The organism is Kiritimatiellia bacterium (genome assembly GCA_026417735.1).
GTDB lineage: Bacteria > Verrucomicrobiota > Kiritimatiellia > PWTM01 > PWTM01 > CAACVY01.
Window position 1 is genome coordinate 54,227 of sequence record JAOACR010000012.1, and the last position, 21,946, is coordinate 76,172.

Below are 21,946 nucleotides of genomic sequence, written 5' to 3' on the forward strand. Positions count from 1 at the left end.
GCCTCCACGGCGCGCAGCGGCGCCGGCAGAATCGCAGCATCAGCCGCCGTTCGCCGTCGTAGCCTGCGCCGCCGCGCGGGCTTCGCCCACGCGATCGCGCAGCAGGTAGTGAAAGCCGTGACGCAACCGCACGAAAATCTGACGCCCCGCCCGGGTGCGGATCACGTACGGCGCATGGTCGAAGTCCGCCCGACCAAGAAACCACGCGTGCGGCCAGTACCAGCCGCGGCCCGGCACCAACGCCGACTTCAAATCGTCCACGCTGCGCTGCCGGATGTAGACGATGTGCTCGTAGCGCACCCACGCCACCGGCAGCAGCCGAAACAGCGCCAGGATCAGCCGGTGTCGGGTCAGTCCGTACGCGAACACGATCCCTTGCCACTCGACCTGGCGGCGCTCCGTTCGTGCCCTGGGTTTCACCGCGCGTGATCATGCCCAAGTCTCCGCCATCGCGAAAGTACTTCCGCGGTCCGCTTCGTCAACCGCAGCCGTCTGGCGGCGAGGTGTCGTCACCGGCCGACTCGGCCGTCATCACCCCATCGGCCGGGCGCGCGCGGATCACCGCGCCCGGTGGCACCTCCAGGAACCGATCTGAGGGCCACGGGCCAAACACCAGCTGCCGCAACCAGCCGGGATCGCCGTCACACACCTCCAACGCCCAGCCCCGCTCCGCCGCGCGCCGGCGGGCTTCGGCTTCGAACTGATCGTCGGGCCCGCAGCCGGTGCGGATGTACAGATAGCGGTGATAGGCGGCCACCCCTCCCGCCAGCGTCTCCACGATGTACCGCGCGTTCTCCTCGCCGAACTGCCGTACCAGTTCCTCAAACGACTGGTCCAGCCCCAGCCGGTGAAGCACCGTCTGCTGCCGCAGCTCCTCGCCCGGTTCGCCGCGCTCGATCCACCCCGGCGTCAAAAAGTAGGTCCCCGGCATCGCCTCAAACACCTCACGGTAGCGCTCCGGGCTGCCCAGAAACAGGCCGATACAATCGTGGGAGCGCGGCACAATCAGCGGCGTCGCGCGCGCCCGCACACCCGCCACCCCGTTGTTGCACAGGCCAAACCCCAGCAGAATCCGCTCGTAGCGGCCCGCCGGCACCGCGTCCACCGCCGCCTGCACCCGCGCGCGCATGTCCGCCGACGGCAGATCGTGCAGGCCCTTCGGCAGAAACTCGAGGTCCACCCGATGCGGCGCCGAGGCCACCAGTGCGCAGAGCTCGCGGAAGAAGATCTCGCATCCGATCAGTTTGAACATCGGTGCCATGTTGCACCACCTTCGCCCGCCCATCGCCGCCGCGCAAGCGCGCTCCCGCCGGTTCGCCCTCCTCGGCTCCCCCCCCGTCGCGTTTGACTTCTCTCCGTCTCTGGAGTACACATCCACGCCTTTTGAGCGACCCGGGAACCGCGGTCCCGAGGGAAACGAGGAGACAGGCATGGCCAGTAAGAAGAAGACGTCCCGGCGACCCGGAAAGGCGCAGAAGCGCAAGACAGTCGCGCGGCCCGCACGCGCATCGGGATCCCGCGCAACGCGCGCCGCAAAGGCTGCGCCCCGCAAGGCTCGTCCCGCACCGGCCCCCGCGAGATCGCACGCGCCTCGCGTGGCGACAAAGAGAACGCCGGCGGGCCCCAGCCGCTCCGCGCCCCGCCCGACGCCGCCGGCGACCGAGCCCGCCCCTGCCACGACGAAGCTCTCGCGCTCGCCACTGAGCCGCAAGGACCTCGAAATGTTCCGCCAGATGCTGCTGAACCTGCGCGACCGCATCGTGGATGGCATTTCGTTCCTCGCGGGCGACAACCTCAACAAGTCCCAGCGCGACGCGAGTGGAGATTTGTCGAATCACGCGGTGCACATGGCCGACCAGGGTACCGACAACTTCGATCGTGAGTTCGCGCTCTCGCTGGTCAGCAATGAACAGGAAATCCTCTACGAAATTGACGAGGCGCTTCACCGAATTGACGCCGGCACGTACGGCATCTGCGAACTGACCGGCCGGCCCATCGAGATTGAGCGGCTCAAGGTGCTGCCCTATGCCCGCTACTGCCGCGAGGCGCAGGAGCAGCTCGAGCGGAACCGCAAACGGTTCCGGCCGTTCGCCTCCTCCGGAATTCCGGGCGAGACCTTCGGCTCGCAGGAGAACTGACGGAGCATCTTCCCCCGATGCTGGCGCTGGCCGTCGCGGTCGTGCTCGTGCTCAGCGACCAGTGGACCAAGGAACTGGTACGACACACGTTCGCGCTGTACGAAACGCGCCCGCTTCTCGACGGCTTCGCCTACCTCACCTACGTGCGCAACACCGGCGCCGCCTGGGGGATGTTCCGCGGTGCGAACTTCTGGCTCGCGATGATCTCTCTGGTCACGCTCCTCCTGCTGGTCGGGTTCCGGTCCGTACTGGTCCGGCCGACCCGCGCGCACCGCGTCGCGCTCGGACTACTGGTGGGCGGCATCGTCGGCAACCTGATGGACCGCCTCCGGCTGGGTTATGTCACCGACTTCATCAGCCTGCAGTTCGGTCGTTACGAGTTTCCGGCGTTCAATCTCGCCGACAGCGGCATCACGCTGGCGATGATCACCTTTGCGGTTTCGAGCTGGTGGGCGGAACGTCGCGAACGCCGCGCGCCAGCGCCCCGCGCCCCCGATGCCTGACATCGTGGCCACGCCGCTGTTCACGCTCGCCGGTCCCACCGCCGTCGGCAAGACCGCCGTCGCCCACCGGCTCGCCGAACAACTCGGGGCGCGGATTCTTTCGGTGGACTCGATGCTCGTCTATCGGGGCATGGATGTCGGCACGGACAAGCCACCGCGCGCGCAGCTCGACGCGTTCGGCTACGCGGGCGTGAACCTGGTGGACCCCTCGGAAACCTGCAGCGTCGGGCGGTACCTGCAGTCGGTTCGTGACCCTCTGGCCGACCGGCGCCAGCCCTGGATCGCGGTCGGGGGCACCGGCCTCTACTTCCGATGCCTGCTACAGGGCCTCGCACCGCGGCCGGCCGCCGAGCCCTCCGCCCGCACCGAGGCCGAAGCGGTGCTCCGACAGAGCGGCCTCCGCGGTCTGCAACAGCTGGTGCGCGGTGCGGCGCCGGCCGCCTACGCGCAGCTGCGCGATCCCGAGAATCCGCGGCGATTGATCCGGATCTACGAAATCGCGCGACAGGGCGGCGAAGCGACACCCCCGGCCACGTGGCCCGCCCCGCCCCGTCTCGTCGGTCTCTGGCGCGAAAAAGCCGATCTCGACCGCCGCATCGCGGACCGGGTTCGCCGGATGTTCTCGGCCGGCCTGCTCGACGAAGCGGCGGCGCTGCGCTCGCGGCCGGGCGGCCTCGCGGACGCCGCGCTGCAGGCGATCGGCTATCGCGAGGCGCTCGCGGTGCTGGATGGCCGGCTCACCGTCGAAGAAGCCATCGCCGAAACCATCCGCCGCACGCGCCGGCTCGCGCGCCGCCAGATGACATGGTTCCGGCACCAGGCCAAAATGGAGTGGGTCCGGGTGCGTCCGGACGCAACAGTCGAAAGCGTGGCGGACGCGGTGCGCCGGCTGTGGGAACGCGATGGACCGATCGCCACCGCAATCTGAACCGGCGGCCACAGAGGTCGCATGGCTCGTCGGCGTGCGACACGGCAACGAGCCGGAGTGGTCCGCCCGCGAAACGCTCGACGAACTGCGAGAGCTCGCCTGCACCGCCGGCGTGCGCGTCGCCGGGGAATCGCTGGTGCGACTGCGCGAGCCCGATGCCGCAACCTGGATCGGCCGCGGGCGCGCGGAAGCGATCGGGCGCGAGGCGGCGGCCGCCGGCGCGACGCTGTTGATCTTCGACGACGACCTTGCTCCCGCGCAGGCCCGCAATCTCGAGGATCTCACCGGCCTGCGCGCGCTGGATCGCACCCAGCTGATCCTCGACATCTTCGCGCAGCGCGCCCACACCAGCGAGGGGCGGCTGCAGATCGAGCTCGCACAGCTGGAATATCTGCGACCACGACTGCGGCACAGCCGAGGCCGGCTCGAGCAGCAGCGGGGCGGCATCGGCCTGCGGGGTCCCGGTGAGACGCGCCTGGAAATGGACCGCCGCCGCATCGACCGCCGGATCGCGCGGATCCGTGCCGAGCTCGAGCTGGTACGAGAACGCCGCGAGGAACTGCGGCGCGGCCGTCGCCGCCACGGTTGGGCGCTCGTCTGCCTCGTCGGTTATACGAACGCCGGCAAATCCACACTGCTCAACGCGCTGTGCGGCGCAGAGGTGCTCGCGGATGACCGTCTCTTCGCGACGCTCGATCCCACCACCCGGCGCCTTGAACTGCCGAACCACCAGCCCGCGCTGCTGACCGACACTGTCGGATTCATCCGCAAGCTCCCGCACCGGCTGATCGAGGCCTTTCAGGCCACGCTCGAGGAGGCCGCCCGCGCCGACCTGCTGGTACACGTGGTGGACTGCGCACACGCCGCCGCCGACCGGCACATCGAGGCGGTGGACGCCGTCCTGCGCGAGATCGGGGCCGCCGATCGGCCGCGGATCCTCGCACTGAACAAGACCGACCTGCCCGGCGCGGCCGACCGGGCGCGGCGGCTCGCCCACGGTGCCGGCCAGTGCGTCCTCATCTCGGCGGCGCGCGGTGAGGGACTCGACGAACTCCGCTGGGCGATTGCGGAAGCCCTGCGCGAGCGCGGGCTCCCCTTCGAGATCGAGGTGCCCGCCACCGACGGCCGCACGCTCGCGTTGATCCGCGAACATGCGGCCATACAATCGGAGAGCATGAACGGCGAGCGCATTCGGCTCAGCGGCACCATCCCCGCACGCCATCGCGCGCTGATCGAGCCGTACCGTTCGGCGGAGCCGCCCCCGTGAACGACCCCACCCAGCGGCCCGCGATGGTCTACCCCGCCGCGGTGCGCATCCGCGATCTCCCTCCCGACCTGCAGCCCCGCGAACTGCTGGAGCGCTTCGGCCCCGCCCACGTGCCGGACGATGTGTTGCTGGCGGTGCTGCTGCGCACCGGCATGCGCGGGCGCAACGTGCTGGAGCTCGCGCGCGACCTCCTCCGACAGCACCGCTCGCTCGCGGAGCTCAGCCGCGCCTCGCTCGCGGAACTCGCCTCGATCAAGAGCATCAAGAAGGTGAAGGCGCTGACACTGCTGGCCGCGTTCGAGCTCGGGCGACGAGTGCGCGACGAACAGCTCCGCGACCGCCCCGCGATCCGCAGCCCCGCCGACGTGGACCGCGCAGTCCGCCCTCACGCGGAGCGCGAGACCGTCGAAGTGTTCTGGGTGCTGCCGCTCAACAAGAAAAACCGGCTGATCCCCCGGCATCCCGTCGAGATCACCCGCGGCATCCTCGACGCAAGCCTCGTGCACCCGCGCGAGGTCTTCGAGCCCGCGATCCGCGCCTGCAGCGCGGCGGTCATCCTCTGCCACAACCACCCCTCCGGCGACCCGACGCCCTCCGCGGACGATCTCGCAATGACCCGCCGCCTCGTCGCCGCCGGTCGGGCCGTGGACATTCGCGTGCTCGACCACGTGATTCTCGGCCGCGCCGCGCACCCCGATTCCCCCGCCCGCTACTGCAGCCTTCGGGAATCGGGACTGGTCAGCTTCGACGACACGGACGCGCCGCCATGAGCATCCACCCCACCGCGATCGTCCACCCCCGCGCGGAGCTCGGCAACGATGTCGAGATCGGTCCCGGCGCGGTGATCGGCCCGCACGTTGTCGTCGGCGACCGCTGCCGCATCGGCCCCTACGCGGTACTGCTCGAACATGTCCGCCTCGGCCCCGACTGCCGCATCCACGCGCACGCAGTGCTCGGCGACGTACCGCAGGACCTCAAATTCCGCGGCGCCGACAGCCACGTCGAAATTGGCGAGCGCTGCGTGATCCGCGAGGGCGTGACCATCCACCGCGGCACCCATGCGGGCTCGGCCACCGTGATCGGCCCGGGCTGCTTTCTGATGGCGAACAGTCACGTCGCGCACAACTGCCGCCTCGGTGCAGGCGTGATCCTCGCCAACGGCGTGTTGCTCGCCGGCGATGTGGAAATCGGCGACCGCGCGTTCCTCAGCGGCAATGTGATCGTGCACCAGTTTACCCGCATCGGCGCGCTCGCGATGATCGGCGGCGGCGCGGGTATCGGTTTGGACATCCTGCCGGGATGCACCGCCGCAGGCGTGGAGCGCAACCGCGTGGCCGGGCTGAACCTGGTCGGCCTACGGCGTGCCGGCGTGACGCCGGAAGAGCGCCAGCAACTCCGCGCCGCATTCCGATTGGTCTTTCAGTCCGGTCGACCTCTCGCAGAGGTGATGGAACGCCTCCGGACAGACTTCACAGAGGGGCTCGCCGCCACATGGGCGGCTTTCATCGAGGGATCCCGCCGCGGCATCTGCCGGCGCTGCCGGCGGCGCCGAGAAGACGCCGACGAAGCCGACTGAGAGATCCCTCCCGCCGGCGCAACCGCCATTTCCAGGGACCGCAACGGCCCGTCGCAGGTGCGTCCGCGCATAGCAGTTCCCCTCCCATGCGCTTGGTTGAGATCGTGCTCCGGCTCCGCTCGAACCGCTGGACGGGGCGGCCTCGGGCGCTGTCCAAGGTTTGGAAACGCCCGCTCGGTGGCCATCCCATCCATGGAAATCTGCGACGACCCTGCGATCAGAGGACCGACGCGAGCCGCCCGCCATCAGCGCGGCTCGATCGTAAAGAGCGCGACCGTCATCGCCCAGGCGTGACTCAGCGGCATCCGTTTTCGCTCATGGCCGGGCCCCCAGCTGTCGGTGTACAGGAGTTCGCGCCGCCGCAGGTTGTACCCGATGATCAGCCGCAGATGCAGGCCGGCCGGCTGCCCCAGCTCGGCCTCCTCGGGCAGAATTCCGATGATCACGCCGTGGCACAGCGGTATGCCGGCATCCACCCTCCCTTGGATCCAGCGCAGAAAACGCTCGATTTCGGTCGGATCGCGCGTGCGGCTGGCGAGAAACACTTCTTTGTCGAGCAGCGTCCACGGGCTGACATCGCCGTAGAGATCCCGCTGTCCGGCCGCCGGCCGCAGCGGAGGGCGCCCCATCTTTTGGGCCATTTTCTCGTAATCCGCGAGCAGCCGTTCGATCGTGCTGCGGTCGAACTCCATCAGCATACGGACCTGCAGCCCAAGTGACTGCGCGATCGTCCGCAGCCCACGGACCATGTTCTCGAACGACACTCCGCCCGAATCCATCTGCATGCGCTGCGCCAGCTCGTGTTGGTCGACGTCCCCTCCGTAATACTCCAGCACCCGCTCGCCGGCGGCGGCGGCGCAGTAGCCCTTCTCGCCCTGGTCCACCATCGGGATGTTCTCGATAAAGACGTCGCCGTCTGGTGTGCGTCGGACGTTCTTCGCCAGCGCGCCCGGCGTCACGAGGAGTTTCGTCGCCATCACCGCTGTCGCAGCGCCCTCCTGCGGTTTCAGAGTCACCGTGATGAATTCCGGCATCAGCGTGCGACCCGCCGCTCCACCCGTCCGCACCTCGGACCAGCCGTACTCGAGACGGATCGCATCCGCACCGCGCGGCCAGACCAACGCAAACGTTCGAAACCGCGAGCTCGCACCCGCCCCGGCGGGCGGCAGCACGGTTTGCGGCGGGCGGCCCGTCAACGCCCGAAGACGCGCGATCACCTGGCTCACCCGGTTCGTCAACGCGTCGTGCGGGATCGGCGCCTCGTCGCCGCGGCTGTAGAGCGAGATCCTCACCTCCGCCGGCCGCTCGTTGCTGAGCGCGATGTTCACCTCCGACGCCCGCTGACCGAACAGCGTCGCCACGCGGGCGGCGGACCGCAGGCCGCGACGGTCAAGGTCAACCCACGCGAAACCGGCGGGCCAGAGCTTCGCGGCCAGCTCATCCAGCGAGATCCCCCAGAACGCCGGTTCCAATAGCACCGGAGCGAGTTCGATGCTTTCCACGGGCTCGGGTCCCGGCACGAGGTCCCGCGCACCGGGCGTGAGAAACACAAAGAACGGCGTCTCGGTCTCGCCGACCGCGCCATCGACGGTATTCGTCACGCTGAGCCGCACCCGATACACACCGGTCGCTTCGGACGGGCCCAGCGTCATCGTCGGCGTAGGACTCAGCATCAGGAGCGACGGATCGCGAGGATTCCGACCGGTGGCTTGAAGCCGGCTATCGGCAGCGGCCAGCCGGCGTCCGTCCGGCGCAACGACGAACCAGCCGGCATCGAACCGACTCGGATCCGCCGAGCCGCTCCCCGAAGTCTGAATTGCGAACACCAGCGCCGAGGTCTCGCCCACGACGAAGCGCGTCGTTCGTTCCGGCGCGGCATCCTTGCCGAGATACTTCAGCACGAAAATGCGGGGCGTCCACGCCGACTGCGGGGCACCCGCCACGGCGGCGGCGGCAGCAAACAACGCAGCAAGAACAGTCACTCGCTTTCTCATCGGGCGCGGCCTCCGCGGTCTTTTTTCGCGAATCTTTCTTCAGCCGGCAAGACCTCGGCGTCGCGAACTTTTCGCCTCCGCAAGAGATGCGCCACTATCGTTCCGCCTCCAGTTCCAGAGCCTCGATCACGAGGTCGGCGGCACGGCTGAACCGGAATGAGACAATGAGGGGAATGTCGTTCGTCTGAACGAACGAAATCTCGGGCCTGCTGCCCCCGGTCGGCGCGGGCACCTTGATCGGAACCGAGCCGGCGGGAGGCTGCTCCACCGCGAAGTCACCCAGATGGATCCCCGGTGCGGTCGGTTCCGGCACGCGAACCTGCAGCCGGGCACGGTACCGGCCCGGCGCCAGCGGACGCCACGGGCCATAGAACACGCGGTCCGACGGGTCCCGGTCGCGCTCGAGGCGAACCGCCGTGAGCCCGCCGCCCGGTCCCGGCACAAGATGTCCCGCGCGGAAAAACCAGCTCGCCGGCAAACGAAGCACAGGGTCCACGGCGACGTTCAGCGGTGCATCGTTCACAAACAGCGCGACGTCGAGCTCTACGCGGCCCTCGCGCCGCGAGAGGCGCAGCGCGGCGCGGTCATCGCTGAGGCGGGGGGTCGACACCGAAAGCCACGACCATGCGTCCGGGGACTTCACGATCAGCTCCATGTGATTGGTCTGCGAATCACCGGCCCACTCCGCGTTGAGGGTCCCCTGGCCCCGGACGCGCAGCCGCCACGCCACGTCGGGCGCAAACCGCACCGGCACGCGGGGAAACTCGATGAGGTCCGAGGGGTGCGACAGCGCGCCGTGCGCGCCGCCGGAGCAGGCCGGATCCGTCAATTCCCACGAACGAGGACGGCCGCGCTCTCCCTCAAGCCGGCGCGACGGCGCCCACATCGCCGTACCCAATGGCGCCGGTTGCGCCGCCCCCTCCGCGCCGCCTCCCTCCGTCGGTGGCGTCAACGCATAGGCCCATACCCGGCCGTCCCGCGCCAATAGCCGCAGGCGCGGGTGCTGCGACGCCACGGTGCAGAGAAAACCGGCCGGAAACGGACTGACCTTTTCGGAGGAGTCCTCATGGATCACGATCGCTCGGATACCGCGCCGCCACAGCTCGTCGAGCCCCTCCGCATCAAAGTCGCCGTGGTTGAAGTTCCGGAAACGACGATAGAACGTCGCAAGGTAGCGCCGCCGGATCGCCGGGGAATAGCCGTTCGCAAGCCGGATTCGATACAGCGACGCGTAGTACGAATACGCGGAGCTTTCTGCGGCATCGCCGGGCCAGATGGGCAGCACCAGCGCGCGGGCGGGCCGGCCCTCGCCGGCAGCGGCTTCCGCGACCGCCCGGTAGGCGGCGTTCTCGGCGTCGAGCAGACAGACCGTCGCAGACACGCGGCCGCGGTAGTCGGCGGCGATGGCCACGACCGCCAGCGCGGTGACGGGCAGCGCGAGCCGGCGGCGGAGGTTCAAACCATTCGAGGCACCCAGCGCAAGCGCCAAGGGCCAGTAGGTGGGCAGAAGGCACAGAACTTTCGCCGGCTGGCGCACCCAGCGGTACGGCGGGAGCGCGCGGCTGGCCGCGCGCCACACCAACCCATCCAGCGGACCGCGCGGTCCCATCGCCAGCAGCCCGATCAGCCCCATCAGTCCGATCAGCAGCCAGAACGCGCGCCGACGACATCGCGCCGCCGTGTCGGTCGGCCGCTTCAACTGCCACAGGGTCAGCACCGCAGTAAGGACTGGCAGCGCGAAACCGATGTACACGTGCCCCGGCAGGCCACCGCCAGCGCGCCGGAAAAAATCGCGCGGTGAAGGCGAGAAGATGCGCACTTCCGCAAGCGTGCGCTCCACCGCCGCGGTCGTCTCCGCCAGGTGGCGGGTTTTCAGCCAGAGCATCAGTACCGCGGGGACTACGAACACGAGCCCGGCCAGCAACAGCCGAATCAGTCGCCGCGCGCTCGCCGCGTCCTTCCATCTCGTCTCGGCACCCAGCATCGCAACGAGTGCCCATCCGGCCGCCCCCAACGCGCCAAAGAAGAACACGTGGCTGTCGCCCCACGCCGCAAACAGCAGCCCGATGCCCGCCAGCGCCGCCCCGGCGACGCGCAGCTCCCGTACCGCGATGTCCACGCCCAGACAAATCAGCGGCACCCACGCCATCGCGTGCCCCGCCGGACTACCCCCCAGGAGCTGCGCCCAGCGGTAGGGCAGCAGCACCGCGAGCACCCCCGCCGCCGCCGCCCAAACCGGATCCTCCGTGTGACGGCGCGCCAACCGCCAGGTCAGCCAAACGGTCAGCCAGAGCGAAAACAGACCCGTCAGGTTGTAGGCGGCCGCGCGCGGTAAGACCACGGAGCCCAACGCGAACACCCACGACATCGGCGCGTAATGCGCGTGCAGCCGAAACCGCTCCGCGTCATCGCCGGTGTTGAACTCGTAGATGTTGTGAAACCAGGGCGTGCGGCCCGAGAGCATGTCTGCCGCCAGCCAATAGTGATAGAAGAGCTGCAGGTGATCGCCCGGCACCATCCGCCGCTCCGCGCCGATCTCAATGTTTTGGGAGGAGGACGGAATGCCGACACTGAGCCGCCGCGCTAGCGGCCAGGAGAAGACTATCCAGACCGCGAACGTCGCTGCGGCCAGCCCTGTCGCCGCGGCGACGGCACGCCTGTGGGTCCCAGCGCTCACCGGCCGTCCAACTGCGCAATCGCGGCGTCGAGGTCCTCGCCCCGGTCCACCGCGGCAACCAGCCTCGCCGCGATCCGGCTGCGCCGCTGCAGCTGCGGCACTACTTCGCACAGGCGCGCGCGGATCGCCGCGCGATCGCGCCATGCAAGCTCCAAATGCGCCGCGACCGACTCCGCGCCGAACTCTGCAAAATCGAGGCTGCGCTCGCGCAAACCGATCCGCCGATAGTAGTGGTGAACCTTCGGCTGGTAGGCCAGACCGCAGATCGGCGTCAGCTCCGAAGAAGCCAAAATCATCGCGTGCAACCGCATGCCAAACAACAGCTCCACCCGGCGCAGCATTCCCTTCAGGTCCGCCGGGGAGTGCTCGACATTCGTGACGACCGCAGAGGGCTGCGCCGGTGTGCCAGCCAGCCTCGCGGCGAGTCGGCGCGTGATCGGCACGTCCGCGTGCTGCGTCGCGACGAGCACCACCCGCGCGCCGATCTGCCGGTTCGCGCGGTTCAGCGCCTCGGCCATCGTCTGCAGAAACCGTTCGGGCGTCAGGCGGGGGCCGCCCACGCCGGCCCACGAATCGAGATATCGGTTGATGTTCACCGCAAGCAATGGCGGCGCGAGCGCGGGATCGGCGCCGGCCGCACGCCACAGCGCGTCCGCGCGCGCATCATCGCAGGCGGGAGCAGTGAGCGCCGCGTCGGCAGTAACCACCAGCCGCGGGTTCCGCAGGCCGAGCTCCCGCAGCACATCGCGCGAATCCTCGTCCCGTACGGTGATGAACGTCATTCGTTCGGCAAGCTCGCGCAACATCCGGCGCCCAGCCGCGGTGGTGACGGGGCCGGCGCCCACGTTGTAGGCGGCGAAGCGCCGTCCGCGACGATGCGCACAGCCAAGCACCACATACAGCGACGAGAGGAAGTTGAACATCGGGTTCCATAACGCGCGGTCGAACAGAATCGCATCGAAAATCAGTGAGAGGTCCGTCCGCAGCACCGATCGCCAGGTGGTCGGGCCCAGCATCCGCAACGAGCCGGTCCAGGGCAGCAGACTCACCGGCTCGACGTCCGGCCCGTATTCCGAACGAATGAACGTCGGTCGCGTGGTCGGCACCTCATAGCGAAGCGGGCGGCCGCACGCCGCATTGATTTCGGCGCGGATCGCCGCAATCAGCGCCGCGTCGCCCGCGTTGCGGCCCGACGCGGAGCCGAGCAGCGTGACCGCACGCAGCGCACCACCAGCGGTCGGCTTGTCGTCCATGGGTGCCCATGCTACCGGTTCGTCATGGACGAGACAACGAACGGCGGCCCGGCCAGGGATGGCCGCGGACTGCGCCGATGGGTGATCGTCGCGGTCAACGCGGCGATCACGGTTTCCATTCTGGGATACCTTTTCCGCCACGTGCGGCCCGGCGACGTGCTCGATCTGTTGCGCAATGCGGACCTGCGCGGGATCGGGATGTTCGCGGTGCTGTCGTTGACCACCAGCGGTGTTCGACTGTGGCGCTACCGCCTGCTGCTGAGGCTGGGCGGCTTTGAAGCGCCGCCGGGGCAGCTGTTCCTGATCGTGCTGGTGCGGAATGCCTTCTCCGATCTGCTGCCTGCGCGCCTGGGCACGCTGATTGATGTGTACTTTTTCACCACCCGGCTCGGCATCCCGCTGGCGGTGGCCATGTCGACGTTTTCCATTACCTTTGTCTTTGAGATTCTCGCGCTCGCACCGCTGATCGTGTTGGCGGCCTGGCGCGCTGGCGCGGCCGGTGCGCTGCCCGCGGGCGGCCTGCTCGCTGGTGGGCTGGTGCTACTGGCGGGCACCATCGCGGCTTTGGCCATTCTGCCATCGGCGCTGAGCTTCGCCGCGCAGGTGGTGCGGCGCGCGTGGCCGGGCGGCCGCCGCTGGCGAGAGCGCATCGGCACGTTGCTGCAGGACACCGGTGCGGAAGTACGCCGAGTGCAGGCGGCCGGCCTCTATGGACGCGTGTTGGCACTTTCCATCCTGCTGCGGGTGGGCAAGTACGCCTCGCTGTACGTCTTTCTTTATGCGCTGCTCAGCCCACTCGGGCACACCTGGTCCGACCTAGACCCGGCCCGCGTGTTTCTCGGTCTTTGCGCCTCGGAAATGGCGGCGAGCCTTCCGGTCTCGGGCATTGCCGGATTCGGTGTGTACGAGGGGACCTGGGCAGTGGTGTTCCGGCTGCTGGGCTTTGCGCCGGACATTGCGAAGATGACCAGTATTGCACATCACCTCTTCACGCAGGCATGGGGATATGGGATCGGGCTGGCCGCGCTGGTCGCGCTGCTGCTGCCAATATGGCGTCACCGCTGTGCGCCGGCCGCACCGATGCAAGTGCGCGACCGGCCCGCCGCCTTCTACGCGAAAGCAGCGCTGGCCACGGCGATCGTGGCACTCCTGGCGGTCGGGATTGCGCGCCTGCCGCGGCGGGTCGCGCCGCACGCGGCGGGGCCGGCGGACCGCCCATCCCCCGCAGAGCTCGCGGCGCTGCGCGCAACCGCTGCGGCATTTGGTGGAGAAATCGTCTATGACAGCACCCGCTCAGGTAGCTTTGGGATCTGGCGCATGTCCCTGGACGGTTCTCCGCCGGTGGCCGTCGCGGATGGCCCGGAACACGAAATGTATCCGGATGTTTCACCGGACGGCAGCTGGATCGTCTATGCGCGCGCGGTCACCCTTTCCAAACGTGCGCCCAGCGAGATTCGCATCTGCCGTCCTGACGGCACCCACGACCGGCAGCTTGCCGCGGATGGCACATTCCCGACCTTCACGCCCGACGGCCACACGGTGATTTTCGAACGCGATCGTTCACGCGTGATGATCGTCCCCTTGCAGGGCGGAGAACCGCGCGAGATTTTCCCCGGCCCGAAAGGATTCGGCGGATTCGCGATCGTAAAGCCAAGGATGAGCCCCGACGGACGGCGGCTCACCTTCATCTCCAACCGCGGTGGACGCCGCGGCTGGCAGGTCTGGACCGCGGATCTGGAGCGCGGCGCGATCGAGCACCTCGGCGCGGGCTGCGAACCGGTCTGGCATCCCGACGGCCGACGCATTGTCTTCATCCGCGAGGGCGGCATGAAGCAGGGCACCGGCATCGCGATCCGCAGGGTGGAGCGGGGCGAGCCGGAACTCCTACTCGACCTGGATGCGCCGCTCGGGCACGAGTACTTCCCGGCCATCACCCCCGATGGTCAGTGGCTCCTCTGGGGTGCGTGCCGGCCCGGCCAGCACGATCATCTCGCGTTCGAGTCAAACTACCAGATCTTCGTCCGTCGGTTGCCTGACGGCCCGCCGGTGCGGGTGAGCTTTGACGGCTGGAACAACCGCTGGCCAAAGCGACTGCCGGCGCCATGAGGGGTTGCCCGCATCGAACGATTAGTCGATCACCAGCGGCACGGGTCGGAACGAGACCGAATCAAACAAGCCGCGATCGGTCAGCCGAAGCTCCGGGATCGGGGTGAGCGACAAAAACGAGAGCGCCATGAACGGATTGTCCAGGGAGCCCCCCAGCGAACGCGCGGCATCGAGCAGCCGTTCCTGAGCCCTCACCACCTCATGCAGCGGCCGATCGCTCATCAGCCCCGCGATCGGCAGGGGCAGTCGAGCGAGGGTCCCTCCATCGGCGGCGACCGCCAAACCGCCCCCCATGTCGACACACGCGGCGGCAGCGGCGGCAATGTCTTCATCACGCACACCCGCCGCAATCAAATTGTGCGCATCGTGCGCCACGGTCCCCGCAATTGCGCCGCGGCGAAACCCAAATCCGCGGACGAACCCCAGACCGATTCTGCCCGACCCTCGATGGCGCTCGATCACCGCCAACTTCACCAGATCGCGACCCGGGTCCGCAGAGAGTCGAGACCCGACCACCGGTGCCTCCGCGATCGTACTGCGCGTCACAATCTGACCGGGCACCAGCTCGATCACCCGCACGCGCCGCGGGCGGTCCGCAGGGATCGCGAAGCTCGCCGCGTCAAATGGCGCCACCTTCAATGCGGCGGACGGCGGCGGTGGCGTCGGTGGAATGTGTGCGACGCAGTGACCATCGCTCGCGACGACGCGTCCCCGCTTGAACACCAGCGACGGGCGGCAGGACTCCAGCGAATCGGTCAGAAAGAAATCCGCCTGGTAGCCGGGCGCGATCGCTCCGAGACGACGCAGCCCGTACCGTCGTGCGGCGGTCCACGTGGCCAGCCGGATGGCAGTGAGCGGTGGAATACCCGCGCGAATCGCAGTCCGGACCGCGTGGTCCATATGACCGTACCGGATGAGATCGTCGGGATGCCGGTCGTCGCTCGCCAGCGAGCAACGCTCAGAGCTCAGCGGTGTGACCACGGCTGCCAATTCCGCGAGATTGTGCTCGGAGCTACCCTCGCGGAGGTGCAGATGCATCCCGCGCCGAAGCTTCTCACGCGCCTCCTCGAGCGATGTACTCTCGTGGTCCGTCGCCGCCCCGGCTAGCAGATAGGCGTTCAGCGCCGGCCCCCGCACGCCCGGCGCATGGCCATCGGCCACTCGTTCCCCGGCCAGCGCGACGCGCCGCAGCATCTCCGGATCGCCCGCGATGAGAGCCGGAAAGTTCATCATTTCGCCAATGCCCAGCACCCCCGGTTCCGCGAGCAATGGCGCCAGCATAGCCGCGTCCAGTGAGGCCCCGGCAGACTCCCAAGGCGTCGCCGGCACACAGGAGGGCAGCATCACAAACACCTCCAGCGGTAAATCGCGGGCCGCCCGCAGCATCCACCGAACTCCCTCTACCCCGTGCACGTTGGCAATTTCGTGCGGATCTGCGATCACCGCGGTCGTGCCGCGGGGCACCACAGCCCGCGCGAACTCGCCGGGCGACAGCAGCGTGCTCTCGATGTGAAGGTGGGCATCAATCAGGCCGGGCACCAGAAACTGCCCGGCGGCGTCCACGCGCTCGCGACCGGCATACTGTCCCAGCCCCACGATGATGCCCTCGCAAACTCCAACCGACACCGATTCCAGTTCTCCGGTGAGAACGTTGACGACGCTCGCGTTCTCGATGACCAGGTCACAGAGCTCGTCGCCACGGGCGGCCGCCAGCCGCCGCTGAAGCAGTTCCATGTCCTCCATCGCCGAAGCCCGCTGAAAAGGTCCTTCCGAGAATGCAGCGTACACCTGACTGGCCCGCGCAACGAGTCCGTTCGCCCCCGCCCTCCGACTTTCGGCGTGCCGGTTCACTCTCGACGCCGGCCCCTCGTCCGCCGATGTGCGAGGGCGCGCACCGGTGTTCTCACGAGATACCGTTGGCGTCCGGCGATCCGCTCGGCGCTCTCGGCCGGCGGGCCGCACTGCCGCCCCCCGTGAGAAACTGAGATGGCGCCGCAGCGGGAAGGATCAGCGTGGCGGACTGGACGGCGGCGGCGCGGGCCGGGACGCGCTCTCCGCTGTCGAGGTGCCCGCAGGCGGGGAGCCGGCGGGTTTTCGAAGCCCCCGCCGGGGGCCGAGCATCATCACCAGCATCCGGCCCATCGAGGTGGGCACCTGATCCGGCATCGCGATGTCCTGGCAATCGTTCATCACGCGCTGCAGCAGCGCGTACCCGAGTTCCTGATGGACGTTCTCTCGACCGCGGAAAAAGAGCGCGACCTTCACCCGGTGGCCCTCCTGAATGAAGTCGCGGAGTTTCCGCAGTTTGGTCTGGTAGTCGTGCTCGTCCACGTTCGCGTGAAACTGGATCTCTTTCACGCGGCCGGCGGACTGGTGCCGGCGGGCCTCCCGCTCCTTTTTCTCCGTCTCGTACTTGAATTTGCCGAAGTCCATGATCCGGCAAACTGGAGGGGTGGCGTTCGGCGCGATCTCCACCAGATCGAGATGCTCGCGCTCGGCCAGCGCGAGCGCATCGGAGGTGCGCATGATGCCGATCTGGCGGCCATCCGGTCCCACGACGCGAACCTCGGGAACCCGGATGCGGTGATTGGTGCGGATGAATGTCCTGATGGTGGTCCTCCTGTGCCCAGGCAACGCGGCGTTACACGGCGGCGCAGCAGCCCTTGCGGGCGATTTCCTCTTCGAGACGGGCCATCGCATCCTCCAGCGGCATCGCCCCCAGCTCTCCCTCCGTACGATGTCGCAGCGCGATCGAGCCCGCCGCTTCCTCTTTCTGCCCGACGACAGCCATGTAGGGAACTTTGTCCGCCTGTGCCTGCCGAATTTTCGCGCCGATTTTATCGGGCGACTCGTCCACTGTCACGCGCAACTCCCGGGCGGCCATGGTCTCTGCGACGCGCCGCGCATAGGCGAGCGTGCGCTCGCTGACCGGCAACACGCGCACCTGTTCCGGCGCCAACCAGAGCGGAAACGCGCCGGCGTAGTGTTCCACCAGGATTCCGAAGAACCGCTCGATGCTGCCGAACAGCGCGCGGTGCACCATGTACGGTCGGTGCTCCGCGCCGTCGGGGCCGACGTACGTCATGTCGAAGCGCTCGGGGAGGTTGAAATCGAACTGCACGGTGCTCATCTGCCACTCGCGGCCGATGGCATCGCGGACCTTGAGGTCGATCTTGGGCCCGTAGAACGCGCCGCCGCCGACGTCCGTCTCGTACGGGATCCCCTCTGCGCGCAGCGCCGTCTCGAGCGCGGCGATCGCCTGCGTCCACTGCTCGGGCTCACCCACCGCCTTCTCTGGACGCGTCGCTAGATACGCCGCAATCCGCTCAAACCCGAACGCGGCCCACATTCGCCGGGCGAACCGGATCACCGAGCGAATCTCAGCCTCGACCTGCTCCGGCGCGCAGATGATGTGCGCGTCGTCCTGGGTGAACCCCCGCACCCGCAGAAGGCCGTGCAGCACACCGGCCTTCTCATACCGGTACACGGTGCCGAGCTCTGCGTAGCGGATCGGCAGCTCGCGATAGGAACGGCGGCGGCTACGGTAAATCTGGATGTGGAACGGGCAGTTCATCGGCTTGATGAAATACTCCTGCTCGTCGATCCGCATCGCCGCGTACATGCTCTCGCGGTAGAAGTCCAAATGGCCGGACGTCGCCCACAGTTCCGCCCGCCCGACGTGCGGCGTGAAGAGCATCTGGTAGCCGGCACGAAAGTGTTCGCGCCGCCAGAACTCTTCGATGATGCAACGTACCCGCGCACCCTTCGGATGCCAGTGGATGAGGCCGGGCCCCACCGCCTCCTCCACGCTAAAGAGATCTAGTTCACGCCCCAGCCGCCGGTGGTCGCGGCGCCGGGCCTCCTCGAGCTGACGAAGATACGCCTCGAGCTCCTCGCGCGTCGGGAACGTCGTGCCGTAGACGCGCTGCAGCATCGGATTGGTCTCGCGACCCCGGAAGTAGGAGCCGGCGACGCTCAGGATTTTGAACACGCCAATCCGGCCGGTACTGGCGACATGAGGTCCCCGACACAGGTCCACAAACTCGCCGCTGCGATAGAACGTGATCGGTTCACCGTCGGGGATCTCCGCCAGCCGCTCCAGCTTGTACGTCTGACCCGCCGCCTCCAGTCGCCGCCGCGCCTCCTCGCGCGTGGTTTCGAATCGCTCGAACGGGTGATCTTCCCGCACAATGGCGGCCATCTCCGCTTCGATGCGTTCGAAGTCGTCGGGACCGAGACGGTGTTCAAGATCAAAATCGTAATAAAACCCGTCCTCGGTTGCCGGACCAATGTCCAGCCGTACGCCCGGAAACAGCCGACAGACCGCCGCGGCCATCACGTGGGCCGCGCTGTGGCGCATCGTGTGCAGATCGCTCGCCTCAGTCCGATTCATTCATCATCGCGCGGCGGCTCCGTCCGGCCGCAGCAGCGATGGTTGCGCCGAAGGCCGCCCGCAACGTGTCCGCAGTATCGCCATTTTCGCGCGTCGCGCAAGTCGCTGGCGCGCCGTCGCTCGCCCCCTGCGGGGGGAGCAAACCTTCGGAACCGGGCGCTGGTGGAATTGATATGAGCCCTCCCGTGTGCGACGCTTCGATCCGTCCGGCAACGGAGCCGAAGAGCAGCCGCGCCGGAAAGTTTCGATGATCCGCCGAAGGGCATGTCTGAGACTGGCCGCACTCGCCGGCCTGCTCAATGCGGCCGGCCGCCACACCGCCCCGGCGGAACAGTGGCGGATCGGCTGCTATACCCGCCCGTGGGCAGAGTTCGATCTCCGCTTCGCGCTCGACGCGATCGCGGAGGCCGGGTTTCGTTACGTCGGCCTCATGACCACCAAGTTGCCGCGGCGGCTCGTCATCAGCGCGGACGTCACCGAGGAGGAGGCCGCGCAGATCGGCGCGGAAGTCCGGCAGCGAGGGCTGTCCATCGTCTCTGTGTACGGCGGGGATATTCCCGTCGCCGTCTCGGCGACCGCCGGCGCCGCCGCGCTGCGACGGCTCATTGATCTGTGCGCCATCTGCGGCTCCCGGAATCTGCTGATGGGTGGGATCGGCCGCCGGGAGTTCTACGACGCATATTACGCGGCGATCGCCGACTGTTGCGAACATGCGAGGGCCCGGAATGTCGAGATCAGCCTGAAACCGCACGGCGGACTCAACGCGACGGGGCCGCAATGTCGCGCCGCGGTCGAACGGGTGAACCATCCGAGTTTTCGCATTTGGTACGATCCCGGCAATATTCTGTACTACTCCAACGGCGGGCTTGATCCGACCGTCGACGCGCCCGCGGTGGCGGGGCTGGTGACCGGCATGTGCGTGAAGGACTACGAGCCGGCGGCGCCAGGCCGGGTTTTGCTCACGCCCGGGGATGGTCGTGTCAATTTCCGCAAGCTGATGGACCAGCTGATCGCGGGAGGTTTCCGAAGCGGTCCGCTAGTGGTCGAGTGTCTGAAACCGGGTGATGCCCCTTCGTTGAGGACCGAGGCACGCCGAGCGCGGGAGTTCGTGGAGCGACTCGTGGGCGGCTGAGCGCCGCCAGAAGGTCAGCGCGGTGCTTCGGGAGGAGCTTCCTCGGCCTTCACCGCGTTCCAGTGCGCGTCCAGCTCTTCCGGGCTCAACCGGGAGAGGTCCGTGCCATCGGCCGCAGCGCGCTCCTCCATTCGGCGGAACCGGCGGATGAACTTGTCGGTCGCTTCTCGCAGCGCATCTTCAGCATCCACTCCCCACGCGCGTGCGAGGTTCACCAGCGTGAATAGCACATCGCCCAGCTCCTCGCTGACGCGACGCTTGTCGGCCGTCGCCGTCGCCGCCCGAAGCTCCCGGACCTCTTCCTGCAGCTTTTCGAATACGCCGGCGCGGTCCGGCCAGTCGAAACCCACTCGCGCGGCGCGCTGCTGAATCTGATCGGCGCGGCGCAGGGCCGGCAGCGTGCGGGGCACGCCCTCCATCCGGGAGCCGGCCGAAGCGGAAGCGTCGCCCGACTCCTTGCGTTTGATCGCCTCCCAGTTCCGCAACACGTCTTCGGCTCCGCTGACCTTCACCTCGCCGAACACATGGGGGTGACGCCGAATCAGCTTATCCGCAATGGTCGCCGCAACGTCCTCAAAATCGAACCATCCGGCCTCGGAGCAAATCTGGCTCTGGAACACCACCTGCAGCAGCACGTCACCGAGCTCCTCGCGGATGCGATCGGGATCGCCCCTGTCGATCGCCTCCATCTCCTCGTGGCATTCCTCCAGGAGATACGGCTTCAGTGTCGCGAGCGTTTGTTGGCGATCCCACGGGCAGCCGCCCGGCGACCGGAGGGTCCGCATGATTTCCAACAGGCGGTCAATCGGCCGGGCGGGCAGCGACATAGGACTACAGGCGGCCAAACAGCATCTGGGCGTCGAGGTCGGCGAGGTGGTGGGTGAGCACGTCGGCGCCGGAAAAATCCTGGTGCAACGTAAAATCATCCGGCACCACGACGATCCGCAGCCCGGCGGTCAGCGCGGACCGGCACGCCACGTGCGAGTTCACCAGTGCGACGCTATCTTGAGGTCGCCGGGCCATCGACTTCAGCAGCCGCAACCAGCTGTCGGCGCCTGGAAACTCTCCCGCCGGCGACGGCGAGCAGGAGACGACCGGCGTCCACCTCGAAAAGCCCAGCCGCTCGATCAGCGCGGCCGCCGCCGCCTCCGGCTGCCACGACACGAATCCCAGTCGCGCGTTGTGCTCGATCGCCAGATTCAGCACCCGGTCCAACCCGATCAGCGGGACCGCCGCGGGGGACTCCAGGAACCGCGTCGCGGCCCTTTCGATTCGCTCGGCCAGGGCGGACTCGGCGGCCGGCTTCAGACCGTACGCAGCGGCGAGCGCGGCGGCGATCCGCCGAGGCGCCGCGTGCACGCCGTACCGAATCATCGCGGCCTCGTCGAACGTGATTCCCTGCTCGGACAACGCCTCGCGCGCGGCCTCGAACAGCACGCGACGCAACGGTATCGCAAAGGTCTCCAGCTCCATCACCATCGCGCGGTTCGGCGTGCGAAGCTCCATCAGAACGTCGTCAGCCATGGTGTTTCGGATTCCTTTCCTGCCGCGAACGAAAGGTCTAATATCTTAGGTGCGCGTGATGCGCCAGGTCAAGCGGCCCGCGCGCACACGGAGAGCGACATGCATCGGATCATTTCGACAGGGATCGCCGCGGGGCTGGTCACAGCAGCAGCGATCGCGCCCGCGCAGCTGTCGACCACCGGCGCTCCCCCGCTGCTCACCGAGTACAATGTGCTGTTGGAGCGGCTCCAGCGGAACGAGTTGGAGCGGTTGAAGGCCCGCATGGAAATCGAGCGGCTGCAGGCGGAGATGCAACGGCTCGACGCGCAGCGTTCCGACGCGACCCGCCAGGCGAAGCAGCTCGAAGAGGATCTGCGCCGTCTTTCCGCCCGGCTCGCCGCAGAGTCGGTGCGGTCCCTTCCCCGCGGCACCCCGCTCATGGCGATGGTCGACACCTCGCTGCGGCGGGCGGAGAC

19 protein-coding genes are annotated in these 21,946 nt (G+C 68.2%); 9 read left to right on the plus strand and 10 right to left on the minus strand.

The genetic code is table 11. The features are described 5' to 3' along the window. Nucleotides 1-39: 39 nt before the first annotated feature. Both N2652_06960 and N2652_06965 read right to left on the minus strand, forming a co-directional pair. On the minus strand, nt 40-420 hold the full coding sequence (locus tag N2652_06960; protein ID MCX7818927.1) for a hypothetical protein: 381 nt from the start codon (nt 418-420) through the stop codon (nt 40-42). Between the two features lie 58 nt (nt 421-478). Beyond that, the gene (locus N2652_06965; protein ID MCX7818928.1) at nt 479-1,261 is read right to left on the minus strand and encodes a DUF1638 domain-containing protein; all 783 of its coding nucleotides are present in this window, start codon (nt 1,259-1,261) and stop codon (nt 479-481) included. Nucleotides 1,262-1,595: 334 nt separating this feature from the next. Here N2652_06965 and N2652_06970 point away from each other — a divergent pair, with 334 nt between their 5' ends. Genes N2652_06970 through lpxA form a run of 6 tightly spaced genes read left to right on the plus strand, consistent with a single transcriptional unit; the run spans nt 1,596 to nt 6,412 of the window. Beyond that, a complete protein-coding gene (locus tag N2652_06970) occupies nt 1,596-2,138 on the plus strand; it encodes a TraR/DksA C4-type zinc finger protein (protein MCX7818929.1) in 543 nt (180 codons plus the stop codon). Nucleotides 2,139-2,155: 17 nt separating this feature from the next. Further along, complete coding sequence (gene lspA / locus N2652_06975; GenBank protein MCX7818930.1) at nt 2,156-2,641, plus strand: signal peptidase II; 486 nt, start codon at nt 2,156-2,158, stop codon at nt 2,639-2,641. Beyond that, the gene (miaA, locus tag N2652_06980) at nt 2,634-3,569 is read left to right on the plus strand and encodes a tRNA (adenosine(37)-N6)-dimethylallyltransferase MiaA (protein ID MCX7818931.1); all 936 of its coding nucleotides are present in this window, start codon (nt 2,634-2,636) and stop codon (nt 3,567-3,569) included. Before lspA ends, miaA begins: the two co-directional genes overlap by 8 nt. Continuing rightward, nucleotides 3,544-4,836: a GTPase HflX gene (hflX, locus tag N2652_06985; protein MCX7818932.1), complete on the plus strand. Its 1,293-nt coding sequence runs from the start codon at nt 3,544-3,546 to the stop codon at nt 4,834-4,836. Before miaA ends, hflX begins: the two co-directional genes overlap by 26 nt. Then, nucleotides 4,833-5,606: a DNA repair protein RadC gene (gene radC / locus N2652_06990; GenBank protein ID MCX7818933.1), complete on the plus strand. Its 774-nt coding sequence runs from the start codon at nt 4,833-4,835 to the stop codon at nt 5,604-5,606. The genes hflX and radC overlap by 4 nt, the downstream gene beginning before the upstream one ends. After that, a complete protein-coding gene (gene lpxA / locus N2652_06995) occupies nt 5,603-6,412 on the plus strand; it encodes an acyl-ACP--UDP-N-acetylglucosamine O-acyltransferase (GenBank protein ID MCX7818934.1) in 810 nt (269 codons plus the stop codon). The genes radC and lpxA overlap by 4 nt, the downstream gene beginning before the upstream one ends. Nucleotides 6,413-6,657: 245 nt before the next feature. Here lpxA and N2652_07000 read toward each other — a convergent pair whose 3' ends face one another. From N2652_07000 to N2652_07010, 3 genes are all read right to left on the minus strand, one after another. Continuing rightward, nucleotides 6,658-8,406, minus strand: a complete 1,749-nt coding sequence (locus N2652_07000; protein ID MCX7818935.1) for a cysteine peptidase family C39 domain-containing protein — start codon at nt 8,404-8,406, stop codon at nt 6,658-6,660. Nucleotides 8,407-8,500: 94 nt separating this feature from the next. Next, nucleotides 8,501-11,083, minus strand: coding sequence for a phage holin family protein (locus N2652_07005; GenBank protein ID MCX7818936.1), 2,583 nt, complete (start codon nt 11,081-11,083; stop codon nt 8,501-8,503). Then, nucleotides 11,080-12,336 carry a polysaccharide pyruvyl transferase family protein gene (locus N2652_07010; protein MCX7818937.1) on the minus strand — a complete coding sequence of 419 codons (1,257 nt, stop codon included), beginning with the start codon at nt 12,334-12,336 and terminating at the stop codon, nt 11,080-11,082. The genes N2652_07005 and N2652_07010 overlap by 4 nt, the downstream gene beginning before the upstream one ends. 24 nt (nt 12,337-12,360) lie before the next feature. On the opposite strand from N2652_07010, the gene N2652_07015 reads away from it, so the two are divergent. Further along, nucleotides 12,361-14,442, plus strand: coding sequence for a lysylphosphatidylglycerol synthase domain-containing protein (locus tag N2652_07015; protein ID MCX7818938.1), 2,082 nt, complete (start codon nt 12,361-12,363; stop codon nt 14,440-14,442). 21 nt (nt 14,443-14,463) lie between these two features. Here the strand turns inward: N2652_07015 and ade are convergent, their stop codons facing one another. The 3 genes from ade to thrS form a co-directional block, all read right to left on the minus strand. Next, a complete protein-coding gene (gene ade / locus N2652_07020) occupies nt 14,464-16,176 on the minus strand; it encodes an adenine deaminase (GenBank protein MCX7818939.1) in 1,713 nt (570 codons plus the stop codon). Between the two features lie 273 nt (nt 16,177-16,449). Further along, nucleotides 16,450-17,076 carry a translation initiation factor IF-3 gene (gene infC, locus N2652_07025; GenBank protein MCX7818940.1) on the minus strand — a complete coding sequence of 209 codons (627 nt, stop codon included), beginning with the start codon at nt 17,074-17,076 and terminating at the stop codon, nt 16,450-16,452. A gap of 7 nt (nt 17,077-17,083) precedes the next feature. Beyond that, nucleotides 17,084-18,835: a threonine--tRNA ligase gene (gene thrS, locus N2652_07030; protein MCX7818941.1), complete on the minus strand. Its 1,752-nt coding sequence runs from the start codon at nt 18,833-18,835 to the stop codon at nt 17,084-17,086. A 247-nt stretch (nt 18,836-19,082) separates the two neighbouring features. On the opposite strand from thrS, the gene N2652_07035 reads away from it, so the two are divergent. Further along, entirely contained in the window at nt 19,083-19,967 is an 885-nt protein-coding gene (locus N2652_07035) for a sugar phosphate isomerase/epimerase (GenBank protein ID MCX7818942.1), read from the plus strand. Between the two features lie 14 nt (nt 19,968-19,981). Here N2652_07035 and mazG read toward each other — a convergent pair whose 3' ends face one another. Both mazG and N2652_07045 read right to left on the minus strand, forming a co-directional pair. Further along, the gene (mazG, locus tag N2652_07040) at nt 19,982-20,794 is read right to left on the minus strand and encodes a nucleoside triphosphate pyrophosphohydrolase (GenBank protein ID MCX7818943.1); all 813 of its coding nucleotides are present in this window, start codon (nt 20,792-20,794) and stop codon (nt 19,982-19,984) included. A 4-nt stretch (nt 20,795-20,798) separates the two neighbouring features. After that, nucleotides 20,799-21,491 (minus strand): hypothetical protein, encoded by a 693-nt coding sequence (locus N2652_07045; GenBank protein ID MCX7818944.1) that lies wholly within the window; start codon nt 21,489-21,491, stop codon nt 20,799-20,801. A gap of 99 nt (nt 21,492-21,590) precedes the next feature. On the opposite strand from N2652_07045, the gene N2652_07050 reads away from it, so the two are divergent. Then, nucleotides 21,591-21,946, plus strand: a 356-nt coding sequence (locus N2652_07050; GenBank protein MCX7818945.1) for a hypothetical protein, incomplete at its 3' end; no start/stop codon positions are given.

Bases quoted from the DNA above. Each gene is read 5' to 3' on its own strand.
- N2652_06965 (MCX7818928.1), bottom strand. From the start codon at position 1,261: ATGGCACCGATGTTCAAACTGATCGGATGCGAGATCTTCTTCCGCGAG.
- lspA (MCX7818930.1), top strand. From the start codon at position 2,156: ATGCTGGCGCTGGCCGTCGCGGTCGTGCTCGTGCTCAGCGACCAGTGG.
- miaA (MCX7818931.1), top strand. From the start codon at position 2,634: ATGCCTGACATCGTGGCCACGCCGCTGTTCACGCTCGCCGGTCCCACC.
- hflX (MCX7818932.1), top strand. From the start codon at position 3,544: ATGGACCGATCGCCACCGCAATCTGAACCGGCGGCCACAGAGGTCGCA.
- lpxA (MCX7818934.1), top strand. From the start codon at position 5,603: ATGAGCATCCACCCCACCGCGATCGTCCACCCCCGCGCGGAGCTCGGC.
- N2652_07000 (MCX7818935.1), bottom strand. From the start codon at position 8,406: ATGAGAAAGCGAGTGACTGTTCTTGCTGCGTTGTTTGCTGCCGCCGCC.
- N2652_07010 (MCX7818937.1), bottom strand. From the start codon at position 12,336: ATGGACGACAAGCCGACCGCTGGTGGTGCGCTGCGTGCGGTCACGCTG.
- N2652_07015 (MCX7818938.1), top strand. From the start codon at position 12,361: ATGGACGAGACAACGAACGGCGGCCCGGCCAGGGATGGCCGCGGACTG.
- ade (MCX7818939.1), bottom strand. From the start codon at position 16,176: ATGGAACTGCTTCAGCGGCGGCTGGCGGCCGCCCGTGGCGACGAGCTC.
- thrS (MCX7818941.1), bottom strand. From the start codon at position 18,835: ATGAATCGGACTGAGGCGAGCGATCTGCACACGATGCGCCACAGCGCG.
- N2652_07035 (MCX7818942.1), top strand. From the start codon at position 19,083: ATGATCCGCCGAAGGGCATGTCTGAGACTGGCCGCACTCGCCGGCCTG.
- mazG (MCX7818943.1), bottom strand. From the start codon at position 20,794: ATGTCGCTGCCCGCCCGGCCGATTGACCGCCTGTTGGAAATCATGCGG.
- N2652_07045 (MCX7818944.1), bottom strand. From the start codon at position 21,491: ATGGCTGACGACGTTCTGATGGAGCTTCGCACGCCGAACCGCGCGATG.